This window comes from Streptomyces sp. NPDC107765, from assembly GCF_055657085.1.
Genome location: NZ_JBVKBL010000004.1, coordinates 97,296 through 115,265, shown reverse-complemented (window position 1 = coordinate 115,265; position 17,970 = coordinate 97,296). Strand labels below are relative to the sequence as shown.

18 protein-coding genes and 1 tRNA gene are annotated in these 17,970 nt (G+C 70.6%); 4 read left to right on the top strand and 15 right to left on the bottom strand.

Going from position 1 to position 17,970, the window contains the following annotated elements; genetic code table 11:
• The first annotated feature begins 548 nt into the window (after positions 1-548).
• Positions 549-1,259, top strand: a complete 711-nt coding sequence (locus ACZ7MX_RS12135) for a bifunctional DNA primase/polymerase (protein ID WP_472131469.1) — start codon at positions 549-551, stop codon at positions 1,257-1,259.
• 181 nt (positions 1,260-1,440) lie between these two features.
• Positions 1,441-2,151: a hypothetical protein gene (locus ACZ7MX_RS12130; RefSeq protein ID WP_472131468.1), complete on the top strand. Its 711-nt coding sequence runs from the start codon at positions 1,441-1,443 to the stop codon at positions 2,149-2,151.
• Between the two features lie 413 nt (positions 2,152-2,564).
• On the opposite strand, the gene ACZ7MX_RS12125 is transcribed toward ACZ7MX_RS12130, so the two are convergent.
• The 3 genes from ACZ7MX_RS12125 to ACZ7MX_RS12115 form a co-directional block, all read right to left on the bottom strand.
• A complete protein-coding gene (locus tag ACZ7MX_RS12125; RefSeq protein WP_472131467.1) occupies positions 2,565-3,533 on the bottom strand; it encodes a DUF5926 family protein in 969 nt (322 codons plus the stop codon).
• A gap of 274 nt (positions 3,534-3,807) precedes the next feature.
• Complete coding sequence (locus ACZ7MX_RS12120) at positions 3,808-4,428, bottom strand: ATP-binding protein (protein WP_472131466.1); 621 nt, start codon at positions 4,426-4,428, stop codon at positions 3,808-3,810.
• A 140-nt stretch (positions 4,429-4,568) separates the two neighbouring features.
• A complete protein-coding gene (locus ACZ7MX_RS12115) occupies positions 4,569-5,495 on the bottom strand; it encodes a glycerophosphodiester phosphodiesterase (RefSeq protein ID WP_472131465.1) in 927 nt (308 codons plus the stop codon).
• Between the two features lie 1,050 nt (positions 5,496-6,545).
• Here ACZ7MX_RS12115 and ACZ7MX_RS12110 point away from each other — a divergent pair.
• Together ACZ7MX_RS12110 and ACZ7MX_RS12105 are read left to right on the top strand one after the other, a co-directional pair.
• On the top strand, positions 6,546-8,129 hold the full coding sequence (locus tag ACZ7MX_RS12110; protein WP_472131464.1) for a S1C family serine protease: 1,584 nt from the start codon (positions 6,546-6,548) through the stop codon (positions 8,127-8,129).
• A 51-nt stretch (positions 8,130-8,180) separates the two neighbouring features.
• A tRNA-Ser gene (locus tag ACZ7MX_RS12105) sits at positions 8,181-8,267 on the top strand.
• Positions 8,268-8,407: 140 nt separating this feature from the next.
• Here ACZ7MX_RS12105 and ACZ7MX_RS12100 read toward each other — a convergent pair.
• From ACZ7MX_RS12100 to ACZ7MX_RS12045, 12 genes are all read right to left on the bottom strand, one after another.
• On the bottom strand, positions 8,408-9,775 hold the full coding sequence (locus ACZ7MX_RS12100) for a tyrosine-type recombinase/integrase (RefSeq protein WP_472131463.1): 1,368 nt from the start codon (positions 9,773-9,775) through the stop codon (positions 8,408-8,410).
• 70 nt (positions 9,776-9,845) lie between these two features.
• Entirely contained in the window at positions 9,846-10,037 is a 192-nt protein-coding gene (locus ACZ7MX_RS12095) for a helix-turn-helix transcriptional regulator (RefSeq protein WP_472131462.1), read from the bottom strand.
• 225 nt (positions 10,038-10,262) lie between these two features.
• Entirely contained in the window at positions 10,263-11,438 is a 1,176-nt protein-coding gene (locus tag ACZ7MX_RS12090) for a DUF3631 domain-containing protein (protein WP_472131461.1), read from the bottom strand.
• Positions 11,435-11,803: a hypothetical protein gene (locus ACZ7MX_RS12085; protein WP_472131460.1), complete on the bottom strand. Its 369-nt coding sequence runs from the start codon at positions 11,801-11,803 to the stop codon at positions 11,435-11,437. The genes ACZ7MX_RS12090 and ACZ7MX_RS12085 overlap by 4 nt, the downstream gene beginning before the upstream one ends.
• Positions 11,800-12,690, bottom strand: a complete 891-nt coding sequence (locus ACZ7MX_RS12080) for a bifunctional DNA primase/polymerase (RefSeq protein ID WP_472131459.1) — start codon at positions 12,688-12,690, stop codon at positions 11,800-11,802. The genes ACZ7MX_RS12085 and ACZ7MX_RS12080 overlap by 4 nt, the downstream gene beginning before the upstream one ends.
• Positions 12,687-13,391, bottom strand: a complete 705-nt coding sequence (locus ACZ7MX_RS12075) for a class I SAM-dependent methyltransferase (RefSeq protein ID WP_472131458.1) — start codon at positions 13,389-13,391, stop codon at positions 12,687-12,689. The genes ACZ7MX_RS12080 and ACZ7MX_RS12075 overlap by 4 nt, the downstream gene beginning before the upstream one ends.
• A gap of 85 nt (positions 13,392-13,476) precedes the next feature.
• The gene (locus ACZ7MX_RS12070) at positions 13,477-13,965 is read right to left on the bottom strand and encodes a hypothetical protein (protein ID WP_472131457.1); all 489 of its coding nucleotides are present in this window, start codon (positions 13,963-13,965) and stop codon (positions 13,477-13,479) included.
• A 398-nt stretch (positions 13,966-14,363) separates the two neighbouring features.
• Entirely contained in the window at positions 14,364-16,658 is a 2,295-nt protein-coding gene (locus ACZ7MX_RS12065) for an FtsK/SpoIIIE domain-containing protein (protein WP_472131456.1), read from the bottom strand.
• A gap of 91 nt (positions 16,659-16,749) precedes the next feature.
• A complete protein-coding gene (locus ACZ7MX_RS12060) occupies positions 16,750-16,917 on the bottom strand; it encodes a DUF6257 family protein (RefSeq protein WP_472131455.1) in 168 nt (55 codons plus the stop codon).
• 72 nt (positions 16,918-16,989) lie between these two features.
• The gene (locus ACZ7MX_RS12055) at positions 16,990-17,382 is read right to left on the bottom strand and encodes a DUF6251 family protein (protein ID WP_472131454.1); all 393 of its coding nucleotides are present in this window, start codon (positions 17,380-17,382) and stop codon (positions 16,990-16,992) included.
• Between the two features lie 21 nt (positions 17,383-17,403).
• Positions 17,404-17,586 carry a hypothetical protein gene (locus ACZ7MX_RS12050; RefSeq protein ID WP_472131453.1) on the bottom strand — a complete coding sequence of 61 codons (183 nt, stop codon included), beginning with the start codon at positions 17,584-17,586 and terminating at the stop codon, positions 17,404-17,406.
• An 80-nt stretch (positions 17,587-17,666) separates the two neighbouring features.
• Positions 17,667-17,969 carry a hypothetical protein gene (locus ACZ7MX_RS12045; RefSeq protein ID WP_472131452.1) on the bottom strand — a complete coding sequence of 101 codons (303 nt, stop codon included), beginning with the start codon at positions 17,967-17,969 and terminating at the stop codon, positions 17,667-17,669.
• Position 17,970 lies beyond the last annotated feature (1 nt).

The window sequence follows — 17,970 nt, the reverse complement described above, 5'->3', positions numbered from 1 at the left end:
ACACGCACCAGAGAGGGGATGTCCAGCACTGTCCCCGTGGGGTTTGTGGTGTCCGTGAGGTCTGTAGATTGGCCTGAAAAAAGCCCCACGAGCGTCAATTTGAGGTCGACTGGCGCCGATCGACAGCGCGTCATCACCACCATGGCGGGTACGTAATCGGGAAGGTGCGGGGTCAGTTGGGCCCGCATCGGGAACTCTCCGGCGGGCACCGACGTCTCATACGGCGACGACCGCACGCACTCCCAAGTGGCGGGGACTGAACCACCGGAAGCGCAAGCGCCATGCGCGCGCCACCCCTCGCCACGTTCCCCGCCCGGCGTACGACGTGATGCGCTGCCTTGTACACGCGGTGATCAGAGATCCACGTGGCGTGATCGACGCGCGATCGACCCCGGCGTGCATGACCGGGCCGCAAGAGCGCCACCACGGCATCGAGCGGCCCGTGCGGGACCATGCGGACCGGGCACGCAGTGCCTTGAAGTGCCATGAAGAGCGATGGACAAAGCCCTCGGCAAGCCCTCGGCGTTAACGGAAAGGAACGAGCGCTCATGCGCGAGATCCTCGGAAGGCGACGCAAGATCCTGTTCCGGCGCACGGGGAGGTCGGCGCTGCTCGGTGCGGCGCTCCACTGCGCCACCGAGTGGCAGTGGCCCGTACTTCCCGGTGTGGCCCTCGGTCCCGCCGGCCGGCAGCCCGCCGGTGCCCGGCTCGGCCTCGGCGAGCGGCCCGCCCGCCGGTGCAGCTGCCCCGACCCGGACTGCGTGGTGCCCGGCGCGCATCCCTTCGACCCCGGCCTGCTCGCGGCGACCACCGACGCCCGGATGGTGCGCTGGTGGTGGACCAACCGCCCGTCCGCCCCGATCGTGCTGGCCACCGGCGGCCGCGCGCCCTGCGCGGTGAGCCTGCCGGCGGTCGCCGGTGCCCGCGCGCTGGCCGCCCTGGACCACTTCGGCGTCCGCGTCGGCCCGGTGGTCGCCACGCCCACCCGCTGGTCACTGCTCGTATCGCCGTACGACCTCGCGGAGTTGGGGGAGCTGCTGCACTCGCAGGACTGGGTACCCAGCTCGCTGCGGTTCCACGGCGAGGGCGGCTATGTGGTGCTCCCGCCGTCCCAGATCGGCGCCGGCCGGGTGCGCTGGGAGCGGCCGCCGGCAGCGACCACCGCCGCACCCTGGCTGCCGAAGGTGGCCACCATCGTCGAGGCCCTGGTGACGGCCAGCACCAGCACACCGGACGGCGGCAGCCGGCTCGCGTACTGACGGGCGCGGCACGGACGACCTCGAAGAAACCGCGGGCGGTTCACCCGTACGGGTGTGACGGGCCCGATCACTACGGGAAACGGGTGGCCGGGCGACCGGACGCACCGCCCGCGGCCGATAGGTTCGGCACACCGTCACGCCGTCGGCGTCGACGACGGCATCTCAATCGCAGGTGGGGCCCATGCAGCGTGCGCAGAAAGTCCGCATGACCGGGCTCGCCGGTATGGCGGCGCTCGCCGTCGCCGTCCCGCTCGGCGCCGCGACGGCCGGCCCGGCCGCATCACTGCTCCCGCACCGCCGGGCCGCGGCTCCCCGCGCCGGACAAGGAACGCGCACGGCCGAAAACCACCCCCTGCGCGCAGGGGACATGACGGGGAAAAGCGGCATCGAGGCGCGGAGAAACGGCGCCGAGCCGGGGAAAATCGGCACCAAGGCGGGCGAACGCGATGCCGAGGCCGGGGGACGCGGCGCCAAGGAGGTCAAGGGTGCCGGTGCCGCCGCTTCCCACCGCCCCGGCGGCCCCCTCGACGGCCCGCTCGACGCCCTCGGGCTGCCGCTCCTCTCCGGCCGGATCACCCACTGTGGCCCCGAACTCGCCTCCGGGCGGGGCATCGAGGCGCAGACCTGTGTGCTCACCGAGCGCGGCCGGACCTGGGCGCGGACGTACTACCGCAATGTCACCGGCGGCGCGCTGCGCGCCGTACTGACCCTGCTGCGCCCGGACGGCCGGAGCATCCAGGTGAACTGTGAGGTGCCGACGGCCGATGTGCCGGGCGTGTGCGAGACGCCGGCCGGCCGGACCGTACGTGGGGACCGCACCGGGTACGCGGCGGTCGCGGAGTTCTCGGACCCGGCGGGGGAGCGGCTGCTGTTGCGCTCCGGCAGCAACTAGGCGGCGGACGAAGGAAGCCCGGCGACGAGCGGCCCGGAGGCGGAGGGCCCGGCGGTGGACGGCAGCGGCTCGGGCTGATCGCCGCGCGTGGGGCGTCCGTGCTGATCGTCCGCGGGCGCTCGTCCGTGGTGATCGTCGGTGCGTGCTCGTCCGCGCTGTTCGTCCGCGCTGATCGTCCGGGCCGGTCGGAATGCCTGGTTCCGGACATGGAAGCGCCCGGTCGCTGGCGACGGGGGATGCACCAGCGACCGGGCTTTTAGAACCGTAACAAGAGATCGGCGGTTCGCAAATTCGATCGTGGAATTCCGGACGCTCATTTACCGTCGCGTAGGGGGAGTTGTGACCGGTGTCACGCCAGGGTCCCCCGATGCGTACGGTGCGCGCGAGCGCCGCCGGGACGGTCAGCTCAACGGTCAGCTCAGGGTGATCTGACGGTTGGTGAGGCCGCCGCGCGCCCGGCGCTCGTCGGCGGTCAGCGGGGTCTTCGCCGCGAGCGCCTCGGTCAGCCGCTCGGCGAACTCCAGGGCCGGCTTGGCGACCTCGTCCGCCCCCATCGCGGAGGGCAGGTCCCACACCGGCACGACCAGCCCGTGGGCGCGGAACGAACCGACCAGGCGGGTGCCCTCGCCGAGCGAGGACGTGCCCGCGGCGTGCAGCCGGGCGAGGGCGTCCAGCAGCTGCTCCTCGGGGTGGGCGGTGACCCAGCGCAGGTGGTTCTTCTCGGGCGCCTCGCACCAGTACGCGCCCTCCAGGCCGGGAATCCGGGCGGTCGGGATGGCGGCCGCGTTGGCCCGCTCCAGAGAGGCGGCGACCTCACCGGTGGCGTTCTCGGCGTTCTCCACCCAGAACTCGAAGCCCGTGTGGACGGTCGGCTCAAAAGGTGCGTTCAGGTCGAGCAGGTCCTGGAGGCGCGGACCCTCGGAGGAGGGGCGTGCGGCAGCGACCGGATTGCCCGGTTCCGTGGCCAGTGCGCGCTGCAGGGTGTCCGCGAGGTCGCGGCTGATGTCACCGGAGGCGGTGTCGTTCTGCAGCCCGAGCAGGACCGCCCCGTTGTCGCGGCGCAGCGCGGGCCAGGCCATCGGCAGCACCGTCGCCAGCGTCACCGAGGGCACGCCCTCGGGCAGCCCGCCCTTCAGCGTCAACTCGGCGGTGGCGGCGGGCACCAGCTCGCGCATCGCCACCCAGTCGCACTCGCCGGGCAGGCCCTCGAAGGGGCGCTGCACCAACTCGGTGACGGCGTGCGCCGCGCGCCGCCCGTGACACGCCTTGTACCGGCGGCCGGAACCACACGGGCAGGGCTCACGAGCGCCGACGACCGGCACCTCCCCGTCCTTGATCTGCGGTGCTGCGGACTGGGGCTGGGGGCGGCGCTTCTTGGCCATGCGACGGCTTCTCCTGGTCGATCCCGGGCGTACGCGTTTCGGCGCGAGCCTAGGCCATCGCGTACCGGGTCGCCCTGACCGTGCGGGGGGCCGTCGCGGGTGTCTCGCGGGGGGTGACCGAATCCTTTCCCCCTACGCCAAGCCCAGTCACCTCTATGCCGAGCCCTGTTACCTCTAGGCCAAGTCCTCGGCCCCTACGCCGAGCCCCCTCACCTCTATGCCAAGCCCCGTTACCTCTAGGGCAAGTCCTCGGCCCCTACGCCGCTCCTCGTCCCTACGCCAAATCCTCGATGTCCAGGAAGGCGGCCGGGTTCAGCGGCCGGCCGGTGGGTGCGAGTGAGGACGGCAGTCCGGCGACCGGGTCGGTCAGCGCGGTGGCCGTCGGATCGGGCATCAGATCCACGCGGGTAGCGAACGCGCCCTGAAGAGAGAGCACCGCCCAGACCGTGACCTCCCCCGGGGCGCTGTCGCGTACGCCCCAGTCCTTGGCGAGCGAGCGGATGATCGCCAGCCCCCGGCCGCCGTGCGCGGTGACGGAAGGAGTGGCCGGGCGCGGCCGGGTCGGCCCTCCGCCGTCCGTGACCGCAACGGTCAATCGGCCCTGTCCGTCGATCTGCCAGGACGCCCGCACGGACGCCGCGGCCCCCACCCGCGAGCTGTTCCTAGCCGCCACCGGGCCCGCCGGGCCGGGTTCGTCGATCGGACGGGCATGCCGGCAGGAATTGCTCAGCAACTCCGAAAGGACCAGGACCGCGTCATCGACGACCGTGTCCTGAACTCCGCTTGCCAACAGCTCTTCACGCATGCGCCGCCTGGCCATGCCCACGCCCACCGGGCCATGGGGTACGGCCATGATCGACGACGTCGGCACCTCTTGTGCCACCACCAACGCCACCCCCGAGACCTCCTTTGCCCCACGCCACGGGATGAATGCCCCAATGGACTGGACCGGAAACCGGCCACTCGACACGCAGTGACGCACAAACCGGCATCGGATACCGGCCGAATGCGCCGGTGCACACCCTGTGAGGGGCTTTAGCCAAGGCCGAGTTGCATTCGTACCTGCTTGGGGCGATTTGTGATCACCGCATCGACTCCCAATTCCTGGCACAACACGACATCGTCGGGCTCATTGACCGTCCATACATGCACCTGATTGCCCGCTCGATGTGCCTTGGCGACGTATTCGGGATGTGCCCGGAGGATCCGGATACCGGGTCCCGCGATGCCCACGCCCGCCGGCAACCGGCCGTCGCGGTAGCGGGGCGTGAGGAATTGCATCAGGTAGACGACGGGGATGGCGGGCGCCGCCGTCCGGACGCGGTGCAGCGAACGGGCGGAGAAACTCATCACCCGGACCGGAGACGGCTGCTCGGCGTTCCTGGCCGGGTTCGTGTAGCCGAACCGGCCCAGCAGCTCGACCAGTCGCTCTTCCACCTGTCCGGCCCAACGCGTCGGATGTTTGGTCTCGATGGCCAGCTCGACCCGGCGGTCCGCATCGGCCACCAGCTCCAGCAGCCGCTCCAGCGTCAGAACGGACGTCCGCTCGGGATCCTCGTTCTGCCGGTCCGGCGCCTCGCCGCCGAACACCCCGCCCCGGCGGTCCGGCGCCTCGGCCCCGAACGCTCCGCTGCCCAACGCCCCGCTGCCGAGCGTCCCGCTGCCGAGTGCCTCCTCCTTCCAGGAGCCGAAGTCGAGGGAGGCGAGATCGGCGAGTTCGAGGGCGGAGACCGCGCCGCGGCCGTTGGACGTGCGGTTCACCCGCCGGTCGTGCACGCAGACCAGATGGCCGTCCGCGGTCAGCCGGACATCGCACTCCAGGGCGTCCGCCCCGTCCTCGATCGCCTTGCGGTACGCGGCCAGGGTGTGCTCCGGGGCGTCCTCCGAGGCGCCTCGATGGGCCACAACGGACATGGCGGGGCGATCCGGGCGACGGTCCTGGGCGGGGCGTGCATAGCTCACCGCGTTATCGTGCCACTCGCCGGTGTCGGGCGACCGGGCGGGCGGAGCGGGCGGACCGGACGGACCCTGGTGCCGGGGGGACCGGGTGGACCCCGGGGCTGGGGGACCGGGTCCCTCTCGGTCTTCGTTACGGGAGCCTGCTGGAGGCGGCCGCCGGCCCCGCCGTGGATCTCGGAGTGGATCTCGGCGTGGAGCCCGGTGTGGAGCCCTGCGCGCGGGGCGACCGTACCCCGACGTGCGGAACATCGGATGCGCCCGTTTTGTCCGGCATAAAGGATGAGAGCACAGTCACAGCCTCGGCTTACGGCGCTCTGACGCGCGGTGGGAAAGGCTGGGACGGAGCTTCGCCCGTATCGCCCGGCCCGTACCGCCCGGCCGGGGACCCGCGGATCCACCGCGCGGCCCCGACCGACGGCCCGGTCCGGCGGCCCGGGACTCGCCGAGACCGCCGGGATCCTGAATCCTGGGGTATCGGACTGCCGGAGCACTGGAGCAGTCGACAACTGGAGTAACTGGAGTACTGGAGAACTGGGAGTACCGGAGCAGCGAAGAACTGGGAGTACTGGGATTACTGGGAGTGCTGCGAGTACGGGAGCACGGAACGGCGGGCCGGGCGTACTGGCGAGCCGCGAAGTGGGTAGCCGAGCCACCAACCGGAGGCAGGCCCGGTCGATCAGGCCCTACGGTCCAACTGGTCCACCGCGGTCCAGCTGGTCCACCCGGCCCAGCTGGTACGCCCGGTCCAACTGGTCCACCCGGTCCGGCCGGGCCTCGCCGTCCAACCGGCACTCCGGCGACGACCGCGGATGACGCCCTCCGAGAGGTACTCGGAGACGTTTTCCGGAAGTCTTCCGGAAGTACTCGGAGACGTCGTCCGGGACGTACTCCGGGACGTACCCGGGGAAGCCCTCCGGGGCGCCACGGGGACGCACTCCGTGTCACTGTCATCACCACCCGGTCGGGCCGTGAGGCCCGGCCGGACCGTAAGACCCCCGTACGGGCCACCGGGCCCGGCCGGGACCGTAAGGCCGTGAAGCTGAGGAGAGAGCTGTGAGCACCGAGAACGAGGGAGCCGTCCCGTCGGAGGCCAGGCCGCCGACCGGGGCGCAGCCGGACAGCGCTGCCGCGTCCGCCTCCGGCGCCCAGACTCCCGACGCCCCGCCCGCGCCCGCGACTCCCCCCGCGGCACCCCCGCCGCCGGACTTCGCCCCGACCGTCGCCTCTGCGGACGGCCCCGGCCACCCGCAGCAGCCACCCCAGTCGCCCCCGTCGCACCAGTCGGGATACCCAGGTGGCGAGCCCACCGGGGCCGGGCACCCGGGTGGTCAGTCCCCTGCGCCCGGATACCCGGGTGGTGAGCCCCCCGCGCCCGGATACCCGGGTGGTGAGCCCACCGCGCAGCTCCCCCCGTACGCCGTGGCCGGACACGGTTCCTCCGGCGGCGGCTGGGGCGGGCCCCCGTACGGCGGTGGGGGCGACCCGTGGGCGGGGGCCGGTACCCCGGCTCCCAAGCGGCGCACCGGCGGGCTGATCGCCGCCGTCCTGGCGGCCGCGCTGGTCGCCGGCGGAGTCGGCGGCGGCATCGGCTACTGGGCCGCGGGCCGCGACGACACCGCCTCGACGACGGTCTCCGCGCCCGGTGACGCCGGCGCGCTGAACCGCAAGCCCACCTCGGTCGCCGGGATAGCGCAGCGCGCGCTGCCGAGCGTCGTGACGATCGAGGCGCAGGGCGCCACCGGCGAGGGCGGCACCGGCACCGGCTTCGTCTACGACAAGCAGGGCCACATCCTCACCAACAACCACGTCGTCGCCAGTGCGGCCGACGGCGGCAAGCTCACCGCGACGTTCTCCAACGGCAAGAAGTACGCCGCCGAGGTCGTGGGCCACGCCCAGGGCTACGACGTCGCCGTGATCAAGCTCAAGAACCCGGGTGACGCCACCCTCAACCCGCTCCCGCTGGGCAAGTCGTCCAACGTGCAGGTCGGCGATGCCACGATCGCCATCGGTGCGCCCTTCGGCCTGTCCGGCACGGTCACCACCGGCATCATCAGCGCCAAGGACCGGCCGGTGGCGTCCAGCGACGGCGGCGGCAGCCAGGCGTCGTACATGAGCGCCCTGCAGACGGACGCGTCGATAAACCCGGGTAACTCCGGCGGCCCGCTGATGGACGCCGGCGGCAACGTCATCGGCATCAACTCCGCGATCCAGTCGGCCGGCAACGGCGGCGGCCTGGGTGGCGAATCCGGCCAGTCCGGCAGCATCGGGCTGGGCTTCGCGATCCCCATCGACCAGGCCAAGCGGGTGGCCCAGGACCTGATCAAGACCGGCAAGCCGGTCTATCCGCAGATCGGCGTCCAGGTCGGCATGCGGGACACCGGCGACGGCGCGACCATCGCCCAGACGGGCAACAACGGCTCCGACGCGGTCACCCCGAACGGCCCGGCCGACAAGGCCGGCCTGCAGCCCGGCGACACCATCACCAAGCTCGACGACACGGTCATCGACAGCGGCCCCACCCTCATCAGCGAAATCTGGCAGCACAAGCCCGGCGACCAGGTCACCCTGACCTACAAGCGCGCCGGCAAGGAGCACACGGCCAAAGTCACCCTGGGGCAGCGCACGGGCGACAAGTGACGCGCTAATCTGATCCCGCGGCACCCGCGCTCCCACGCGCCGGCGCCGCGGGGAGGCTTGCCCGAGCGGCCTAAGGGAACAGTCTTGAAAACTGTCGTGGCGGCAACGTCACCGTGGGTTCAAATCCCACAGCCTCCGCGCTGATGGGCGTTTGCCCAGGTGGGAGGGGTTTTCCGAGGTATCTCGGGCCCCTCCCACTTGCATGTTGTCTCACCCCGTACCGCGTGTATCCCGGTCGGAATCAGCCTGTGTGGACCAGGCGTGGACCAGGATCCGGCTCACTCGGCTGCGCGAAGCGCCCGCTCGATCGCCTCGTTGGCCTGGTCGCGGCGGCCATCGAGCACCCTGGCGTAGAACTTGTACAGCACGGCCACGCTGTGGCCGGCGCGACGGGCGACCTCGACGGGGTCGACACCCGAGACGAGCCAAAGCGAGATGCCGGCCTTCCGCCCGCAGTAGGGCACATCCGCGAACAGGCTGTCGAACTGGTGCGGGGGGAGCGCTACCTCGCGGGCCTCCTTCCAGATGTCTGTGTACTCCTTACTGAGCAGGACCCCACCTCGCGCCGCCCGAAACAGCCGTCCGTCCGGCGCCACCCCGTAACGGTCGATGTGGGCCTGCAGAAGCTGCACCAGCTCCGGCGGGATCGGGATGTCGCGCACCGAGGACCGTGCCCGACGCTTCAGACCGCGCTCTTCGTAAGGCTTCCCGTCGTTCGTCCAGGTGGAGCCCACGCGGGACGCGCTGCCGGAGAGCACCACCGTGCCCCAGCCGGTCTCGGGAAGGATGCAGTCGGCCTTCCTGAGGTTCATGGCTTCCGCCGGCCGGGTGGCCGCGTAGTAGATGCACGCGAAGAACGCATGCAGGTGCTCGCCGCGGGGGCCAAGGGTGGCGACGGCGTCAATGAGCTCTTTCGCCTGTCGCGGGTTGGGGACGTACCGCCAGTCGATTTCATCGTCCGTGGAGGGCGGAGACCAGTCCACGGAGGGCAGTGGGTTCGCCATAAGGCGCTTTCGCTCCACGGCGTATCTGAGTGCATTGTTGAAGACGGTGCGACGGTTCGTGATGGTGGTTGCTGCAGCCTGCTTTCCGTTGAGGCGCGTGCTCAACGCCTTCAGTGCTGCCCGGACCTTCTCGGAGTCGTCCTCCAGCGCGGACACGGGGAGGGCTTTGGACGATAGCCAGGTGAGTGCGGCAGTGAGGTGCTCCGGCGACGGGGTGCGGTGCTCAGAGAAGTTGAATGCGTAGCCGGTCAGTGCCCGTCGCAGCACTGCCGGGGCGGGTGCCCCTTTCGTGTCCTTGACCAGAGCAGCAGTGACGGCGGCAAGCGCGTCGGCACGAGTGGCCCGGCCCTTCGCCGACGCAGCCTCGGACCACTTCATCTTGGCATAGTCCTTGGCATGGTCGAACCAGGTCATCTGCGGTTGAAGCGCGGTGAGTTCAGATTTGGGAAGACCGGTCTCCGTATCGAACTGCTCGCCCCTTTGAGCCGCAGCCATAAGCTGTGATCGTCGGCCGTCGGCCAGCGTCTTGGTCTTGAAGGCCTTGGAGTGAGGGCGTGAGCCAACCTTCCAGCGGACTTGAAAAGGCTTGGGGCGATCGGGCCTCTCACGAATGGCGTGCATGGTGAATTCGAAGGTCAGCAAGGGGCGTTCTCCTGGCGAATGAAAGTGGGCCCGGCCGGTGCGACAGCCGGGCCCATCAGCGGGGAGGAGATCAGGCTGCGGACTGCTCTTCTTGGCCGGCCAGCCAGGTGTCGAGGTCGGCCCGGCGGATGCGGATCTGGTGGTTCGGCAGCTTCACGACCCGGGGGCCGAGGCCGCGGGCGCGCATGCGGTAGAAGGCGGCGCGGGACATGTCGAGTTCGGCGAGGACTTCGGGGAGCTTGAGCATCTTGGGGCGGGCCATGGTGCGACTCCTTCGAGGCATGGCTCACGGGGCCAAGGGCCCCCTTCTCTCAGGTCCGCTACCTCCGCTACCTCCGCTACCGCCCTGGTCAGGGCCATGATCGAGGTAGCGGGTAGGGGTAGCGGTAGCGGATAGATGCGGCTACCCGCCCGCTGTGTGGCTGCGGGTGGGTAGCGGCAGCGTGCTGCTTGGTAGCGGATAAATTCGGCTCATCCGCTACCGATTTCAGGGCTCTGACCTGCTGGGTAGCGGAGGTAGCGGAAGTAGCGCACTTTCCGGGGGTGGGGGGCAGTAGCGGGCCCACGCGTCCAAGAGATCGGCGGCGTAGTAGCCCTTGAGGACGCTCCCTGCGGTCTTGATGTTGCGGGAGGCGATGGGCTCGTTGTCGGCCGTCATGTACTCCGCGAGCATCTTCGACAAGCGGCGATTGTCGAGCGGCTTGCCGTGGAGGTCGGCCCAAGGGGCGTCGTCCAGGGCGTTGAGCCGATCCAGGATGGCGACGGTGGGCAGGCGGTCGATGCCGACCATGACGTGATCGCGCAGGTCGGTCAGCAGCCGGATTCCCAGACTGCCCTTGTCGTTGGCCTTGGACGCGGTTACCAGCGCCACGCACGCCGCGCGGGCCCGCTCGGGCCAGTCCCCGCCGGCCGCGTCGGCGACGGCCAGGAGGGGCTCCCACACGTCCGCCGGGCGGTCGGAGACTCCGTCTGGCATCTCGGGGAAAACGTCCGTGACCTGCTCCTGTACGGTCTCGGCCCACTTGGCGAGCCGGTCTCGGAGCTGATTGCCCTCACGCACATGGATACGGATGCGGAACGGCTCGATGCTCTCGTTGCGAGCACGGCGGCGCATGCGGATGACGACCGAGCGGGTCATGATCGTGTCCGGAAGGTGGCCGAGTCCGGCGACAGCGAGAGCGCAGTACGAGGGGAAGCCCTGCACTTGCTGGTTGGCTCCGTCTCCGACGCACCGGTACATCTCCCGACCGCGCGTGTGGCCCGCGTTGATGAACCCCCGGAGCTGTTCGTTCTCTCCGGCTTTGGGCCCGAAGACGGTGTCGATCTCGTCGAAGAGGATCGTGGGCCGTCCGCCGTCGACACCAGAGACGGACCGGAACAGGGCGGCGGCGGATGCGTCCACAGCCGCCATGGAGCGTGGTACGAGCGTTTCGACGACTTCCAGCGCCCGTGACTTCCCCGACCCCGGTTCTGGGGACAGGAACGCCAGACGCGGGGTGGAGTCGAAACAGTCGAGCAGGTGAGCGTGGGCGTCCCACAGCGTCACGGCGACGTAGGCGGCTTCGTGGGGGAAGACGTTGAAACGGCGGTGGAAGGCTTCCACCTCATCGAGCAGCGCCGCACCGCCGGCCACCTCGGTGGCTTGCTGCTGGGTGCTGGTCATGCGGCCCTCTTCCTGTTGCTGGCGCTGCCGTGGCGGGGGCAGTGCTGCTTGTGGCGGGTGTAGTTCTCGATGAGCGGCTGGATGTCGCCGCGGCCCTCGGCCCGGCGTCGGTAGCCACAGGGACAGGCCGCGCTCACGGAGATGAGCCACTTGGGCTGGGCGATGATGTGCAGCCCGTAGAAGACCGGTACGGCCGCGGGCTGGGTGGGCTGGTGCCCCTCAGAGCGAAGAGCTGAAAGGACGCCCTGACGGGCGACGCCCTTCGGCGCACCACTGCCGGCCGGGGTGCGTGCCGGTTCGGCGGAGCCGGTGCCGTCGGGGGCGTCAGGAAGGCTCTTCAGAGGGGGACGGGTCGGGTTCGTCATGCCGTCCTCCGCTGCGAGTTGTGCGCGATGGACCAGTTCAGACCGCTGCGGATCGTCGAGCGGCACCCGGCAGACGACAGACCGGCCAGCTCCCCAGCCGCCTGAAGAGCCTCCTCCACCACCGAGCGGGGAAGGTCGCCCCAGACGACGAACCGCCCCAGGGCTCGCGCCGCCCGCAGCAGCGTGGCGTTGCGCTGACCCTCCGGCGCGCTGTTCACGCTCGCGGTTTCCGCCGTGAGCGCCGCTGCCGCGTACCGAGAGGCCCTGAGAGACGACGGCGCGGCCGTCAGGCCCCGGGAGGGCTGACGGGGCGCCAGGAGGCCGTACAGCCAATCCGGCAGCGGGGCAGGCGGAGTGGGGTCAATGACGGTGTAGGTGCCGGCGGCCGTGGTGCTGCCGGGCGCGACGACGAAGCCGCCCCATGCCCGAGTGTCGATCAGCGGCCCGAGCTTGCCCGCCGAGTTGCTCAGCCGGTCCCCGGCCGGGGCGGTGAAATACAGGTGCCGCCCGCCGCTTGCAGTCCGGATCGTGCGGGTGGTGGGGACGGGGTGGCCGGTGCGCTCGCAGAGCGCCTGGAAGGTCGTCACGCCGCAAGGCGTGTCCTTCTTGCTGTTGCTCTTGGGCATGTCGAGATCGATGACGACCAGGTCGGACGGGCCGGTGGCGACGCCGACGTTGAAGGGGAAGGTGGCCCAGGCGGCGCGGATGCGGTCGGGGTCGGTGGTGGCGCGCTGCTCCCACTTGAGGTGACCGCCCGCGCAGTCCCCGGTGCCGGGGCAGAACGCCTCACCGTGCAGCGCAGGCCGCTTGTCCCCAGGGCGCAGTGGGATGACTGTCCAGCCTTGCTCCGCGGCGTCCAGGGCTGCTTTGAGCAGGTGCTCGTTCATGCCGCCACCTCCAGCGTGCTGGCGAGGAAGGCGTTGGCGAGCCAGCGGCCGTAGGCGGGCGGGATGGCCTCGGCGATCTCCTTGCGCACGCTCGTCCAGTGGATGCCCATCGCCTGCTGCCATTCGGCGACGGTGCCCTTGCCGCCGCCCTCGCCGTAAACGGCGTAGTACGGGCCGTCGTACCACTTGCCGTGCCGCATGCCGGCGACCCGGCCACGGTGCTGCGGCTCAACGGGCTTGGGGGTGGTCCAGTGGCCGAGTTCGAAGTTGCGGTGGCGGATGACGGCCAGGCCGAACATCTCCCCGCACAGCGTGACGTCCACCCTCATCCGCTTCGACGCGCGGCCGGGCGGCTGTTCGATGGCGTAGGGGCGGCCGGTGGCCTCCAGCGCGTCCCGGGTCGGCTCCAGCAGGTCGGGATAGTTGGAGCGCTTGGCGGCGTTGGTGCCGGCGGTCAGGGTGCAGTCGAACTGGCACGGCGGCCCGGCGTGGATGAAGTCGTACTCGTGGCCGTGGGCCCGGATGTACTCGATGGCGTCGCCCTGGTGGAAGACGTCGCCGATGTAGCGAGGCTGGGGGGCGAGGTCCACGCCGGTGACGTGGCACCCGGCGGCCAGGTAGCCGGCGGTGTCACCGCCGACACCGCAGAAAGCGGCCAAGACCCGCAGGCGGGCTCGCCGGATGAGGACAGGGTGGGTCATGCTGGAGGTCTCCTGTTCTGTGAAGTGAGCGGAGAGACCAGGGCGGCCCGGGACTTTGGCGAGACGCGGGCCGCCCTGGGCGTTGCTAGCTGCGGGCGCTGGCCCGCGGGTCGTTCGTCTGATCGGCGGCCCAGAGGGCGTACTGCTGACGGACGTAGGCGCGCGGGTCGCAGCCCCGGGGCGCCTGGTCGATGTCCAGCAGGACGGTGGCGGTCGCCTCGGCGTCCTCCGCGGCGCAGGTGTCCTGGTCGGGGTCATCGCGCAGGGCCATGCGGTCGAGCAGCGCGGCGTGGCGCAGGTACCAGTCCCGGTCCAGCTCGTCGGCGGAGGCGTTGGCGGTGCTTTCGGTCCACGCCTGTTCGTAGGCGATGGTCGGGGCGTCGGCGTACGCCTCTTCGGGCGTGGGCCACTTCTGGGCCAGGCGGCGGGCCGCTTCGTAGGTGTCGGCGGCCATGTCGTCGAGGGCGACGAGCAGTGCGTTGAGCTGGTGGCGGGTGATGTCGCAGGTGTGGGGCTTGGTCCAGCCCGGGCAGTCCAGTTCCACGGTCACGATCTCGTTGTCGCTGAAGTTCACGTCAGCTCTCCTTGGGTGAGTTACTCGCAGATGCAGTCGGGGCGTTCGCTGGAGCCGTCGGCGCCGCACTGGCAGCAGTGCGGGTAGGGGTAGGGCTCGCTGTGGGAGGCGGGTGCGGACCCGCCGAGCTGGGGTCGTGCTTGATGGAGGCGCGATCGGCCGCTGCCGACTGTGCCGGGTACTCTGCGTAACCGATGGGAGATGCAGGAGGAGAGGGGCCTCACGGCCCGAAAACCGGGCTCGCGGGCACCGCTGGAGGGGCACCTCCATCAGGTCCACCAGGCCCATCGAGGCGTTGTTTGCGCAGTTGAGGACCAGTGGAGGTGGGTGGTGGACCGTCTGGTGGAGTTCTCCATCAGATTCCGGTGCCTCCACCACCTTCCTCCATCAGTCTGCGACTACTCTGCGTCGCGGTCGGCGGTGTCTTCGCGTGCTTCGATGGCCGTCTCCACCCGGGCGCGGGAGACGCACACCACGCCGGTTTTGCCGTTGTCGGCCCTTGTGGCCTTCGGCTCGGCGCCTGCTTCGCGAAGTACTCGCGTGAGGTCGTGCAGCTCCCATCCGTCGTAGGCATGGGGGTGCGTGCTGATGAGCCGACGCAGTACCTCTTGGGTCTGGATGCGCTTGCCGTCGCCCAGCGCGTCGAGCACGTTGGCCAGGTGGTCGACGTCCTGTGCGGGCTCCGCGGCGGTCTGCGGCGCGACGCCGGCCCGGCGTGCCTTTGCCCGTTCGGCGATCTCCTTGGCGGGGTCCTTGTCGATGAAGTGGGTTCGGACCGTCACCGAGGGCTGGCCGGGAGCGAGTTTGATGCCGTCGCCAGCCACCACGAGCGTGCCCTTGTCCAGGCCCTGCCGCAGTTTGTGGGGGGCCGCGCCGGCGTCGACCGCCGAGTCGCCCACGGCCATGCGGGCTTGCGACTCGGTGCCCAGCACCAGGGACGCGCGGATGTGGTTGCCTTCCCGGGAGCGCTTGGGGAGGTTCTCGTTCGTGGGGTCTTGCGTGCCCTCCCAGATCGTGACGTTCACCGCGCGCCCCTGATCGTGGACCTTCTTCACGGCTTGGAAGTAGCGGCTGTCTGCCTTCGATCCCCCGTAGGGCGCTCCCTTGCGGACCGCACCGCTGTCGGTGATGTGTGTTTCCACGGCGCTGGAGCCGTAGGCGACCTGGGCTTCGTCGACGATGAGCACCAGGGGGTTGAACCGTGGGTCGGCCAGGATCTTGTCTTGGCTCCAGCCCTTGGTGGAGAGCTCCCGCATCAGATCGATGCGGCGCCCCATCTCCTCCACACCCCCCTCCACCATGTGTGTTGCTTCCATGACGTGCTCGTCGGTCGGGCCCTGGATGAGCACCGTGGCGATCCCGTCGAACATCTGCCAGTCCCCGACGCCCTTGAGGTCGGCGAGGCGGAACTCCACGCGCGTGTCGAACGCGAGCCACAGCGCCAGGGCCCGCAGGCTGGCGGTCTTGCCCTGGTTGGACAGGCCGGTGATGAGCATGTGCCGCTGCCACAGGGAGATCAGCGCCGTGTCGCCGCGCAGGTCCTGGCCCCAGGGCGCCCGGCCCTTTCGCATGTCGGCGGTCAGGTCTGGGTCGGTGACCAGCGGGGACGGGCCGATCGGCTGGTCCAGCGCGCCGGAGTCGGCGACCCACATCCTGACCGTGCGGGGCGCCGGCGGGATCGTCATGTGCAGCTCGTGCTCGTGCCGGTTCATGTTCTCGGCGAGCTTGCGGCGCTTGCCGAGGATCTCCTCGGTGGAGACCCCGGAGGGCAAGGTGACATCGACTTCGATGCCGCACCCCGCCAGGCGGATCGGCCCGAGCATCCCGGCGGCCCCGTCCGCCATCTCCTTGATGGCCTTCTTCAAGGCGGGGATGCCCAGGTCGGAGAGGGCTTTGACCACGATGGAGGGGGTGATCGGGATGTCGTCCGGCGTGCCGGAGTCGGGCCGGGCCCAGGCGGGCGCCGTCTGGTGCTTGTGGCCGGCGCGCCACAGATGGGAGAGGCAGGCCACGAGCGCCAGCCCCAGAGCCGGGCCCCACGCGATCCCGACGAACCAGCACAGCGCCCGCACCGCGTCGATCGCGGCCAGCGTCGGAGCCACCACGTCATGCAGCTCGCGGTCATGGATGGCCATGCAGATACCGACCAGCAGCAGGACGCCTTCGGCAGCAGCCGTGCCGATCGCAGCCGACTTCGCCATCGTCGGCACCTTGTGGATCAGCTCGATCCGTCGTTCGTGGCGCTCCCGGCGGAACCGGTCCGCCCGGTCCTGCCATTCGGCCGCCGCCGCGTGATCCCCGGCGGCAAGGGCCATGGCCCGCATCCGGTGATGCACGGCCACCGTGCGGCCCTCCCAGCTCCGCTTGGCAACGACCCCGGCCCCACCGACGAAATAACCACCATGCCGCGCCACCATCTGCACGGCGGTACGAGTGCGGTCGTGCGTGGCCAGCCGGTGCGCCCCACGGGCGACACGCCTGATCCGGCGAAGGCGGCCGGAGGAGGGCGGCTCAGCGTCAACGATGGGCCGCTGCGGTTCTTCGATCGGGTCGGCGCCCGGAGCGGATGCGGGGGCGGTGGTGTCTTTGACCAGGGATGTCAGCGTCGGCGCGGCGGCGGCGCGGGTGACGCGGTGTTCGTCGAGGTCGTGCACGGTCCCCAACGGCGGTTGCTCGGCCGCGGGTTCGGTCATGATGGTGTCTCCCGTCGCTGCTGAAGGGTGTGCAGGGAAAGGCCCGGGACGGTCGGATTCCTTGGCCGGGTGCGGCCGTCCCGGGGCGTAGCTACTTGGCCTCGGCCCGCTTGGCGGCGGTGTCGAGGATGCGCTCGACCTTGCGCTGAAGGTCGGAGAGGTCCACGTCCTCACCCGCCAGGGAGCGCTTGCACATGCGGGCGGTAAGAAGGGTGACCTTGGCCTTCTCGGCGGCGGTCAGCGGCGGTTCCTGGGCCATGACGCTCCGATCTGGAGCTGGACTGTCCAGCTCCCCTCACCGCCCGTACGAGACGGGCGGATCGGGCAGCCGTCAGCCGCGCTTGCGACGGGCCTTGGCGACGTTCTGAGCGGCGGCCTTGCCGTCCGGGCCGCCGAGCGAGCGCACGAGGGTGACCGACCCCCACCCGATGACGACCACGACGAAGGCAACGACCGCGAGGGAGATGGCCATCGAGGAGATGGCGGCGACCAGCAGCGGGCCGAAGTAGACCCCCGCCGCGACCGCCCCGCCACCGATGCCGGCGCCGAGAGCGACGCGCTGAACGGTGCGGTCCGGCGGCGCCTGGTGGATGTGCTGCACGATGACCTGCTGTTGGTCGTAGGCGGCCGGTGCGGGCAGAGGTTCGGGCCGGTAGACGACCGGCTGTTGCGGCTCTCGTGGGGCGGGCAAGGGGTTGTCGAACTGGTAGCGGCGCGGCTTCACGGGCCGCCTCCTTTCAGCAGTTCAGCGGCGGTACCAGGGCACGTGCTTCTCGGCCTCGTGAACCGCCGCGTTCAGCTCGCGGTAGGTGTCGGTCTCATGGGTGATGCCGGCCGCCATCTCCTCGCGCTGGTTGTCGTGCAGGGCCTTCAGGGCGGCCTTGTGGGCGATGACGGCGTCGTTGCTGCTGCTCTTACGTCCGAGCATGTGGGCCTCCATGCCGTGGGCCGGGGCTGTCCCAGCTCCCCGCCCGCCCCGGTGCTGGCCCGGGGCGGACAGGCAGCCAGTCAGGCCGCGGCGGGGCGGGGCATGGCACGGCACTTCTCGGCGTGCGTCTGGGCCCACTTCGCGGCGTCCTCGCGGGCGTCTTCGAGTGCCTTCTCCTCGGCCTCCGCCGGGCTGTACTCACAGTCCAGGTAGTAGCCGTGGTAGTCGAAGGGCTCATGCAGGGTGTTGCAGCCGGTGCAGGCTGCATTGGCAAAGCCGCGCCTGGCATCGATCCGGATGTCGACGGTGGCGCCGCCGAGGGTGAGGTAGCGAGCGATGACGCCCTCGGGCCACACGGTCTGGGTCGTGGTGGTGGTCTGCATG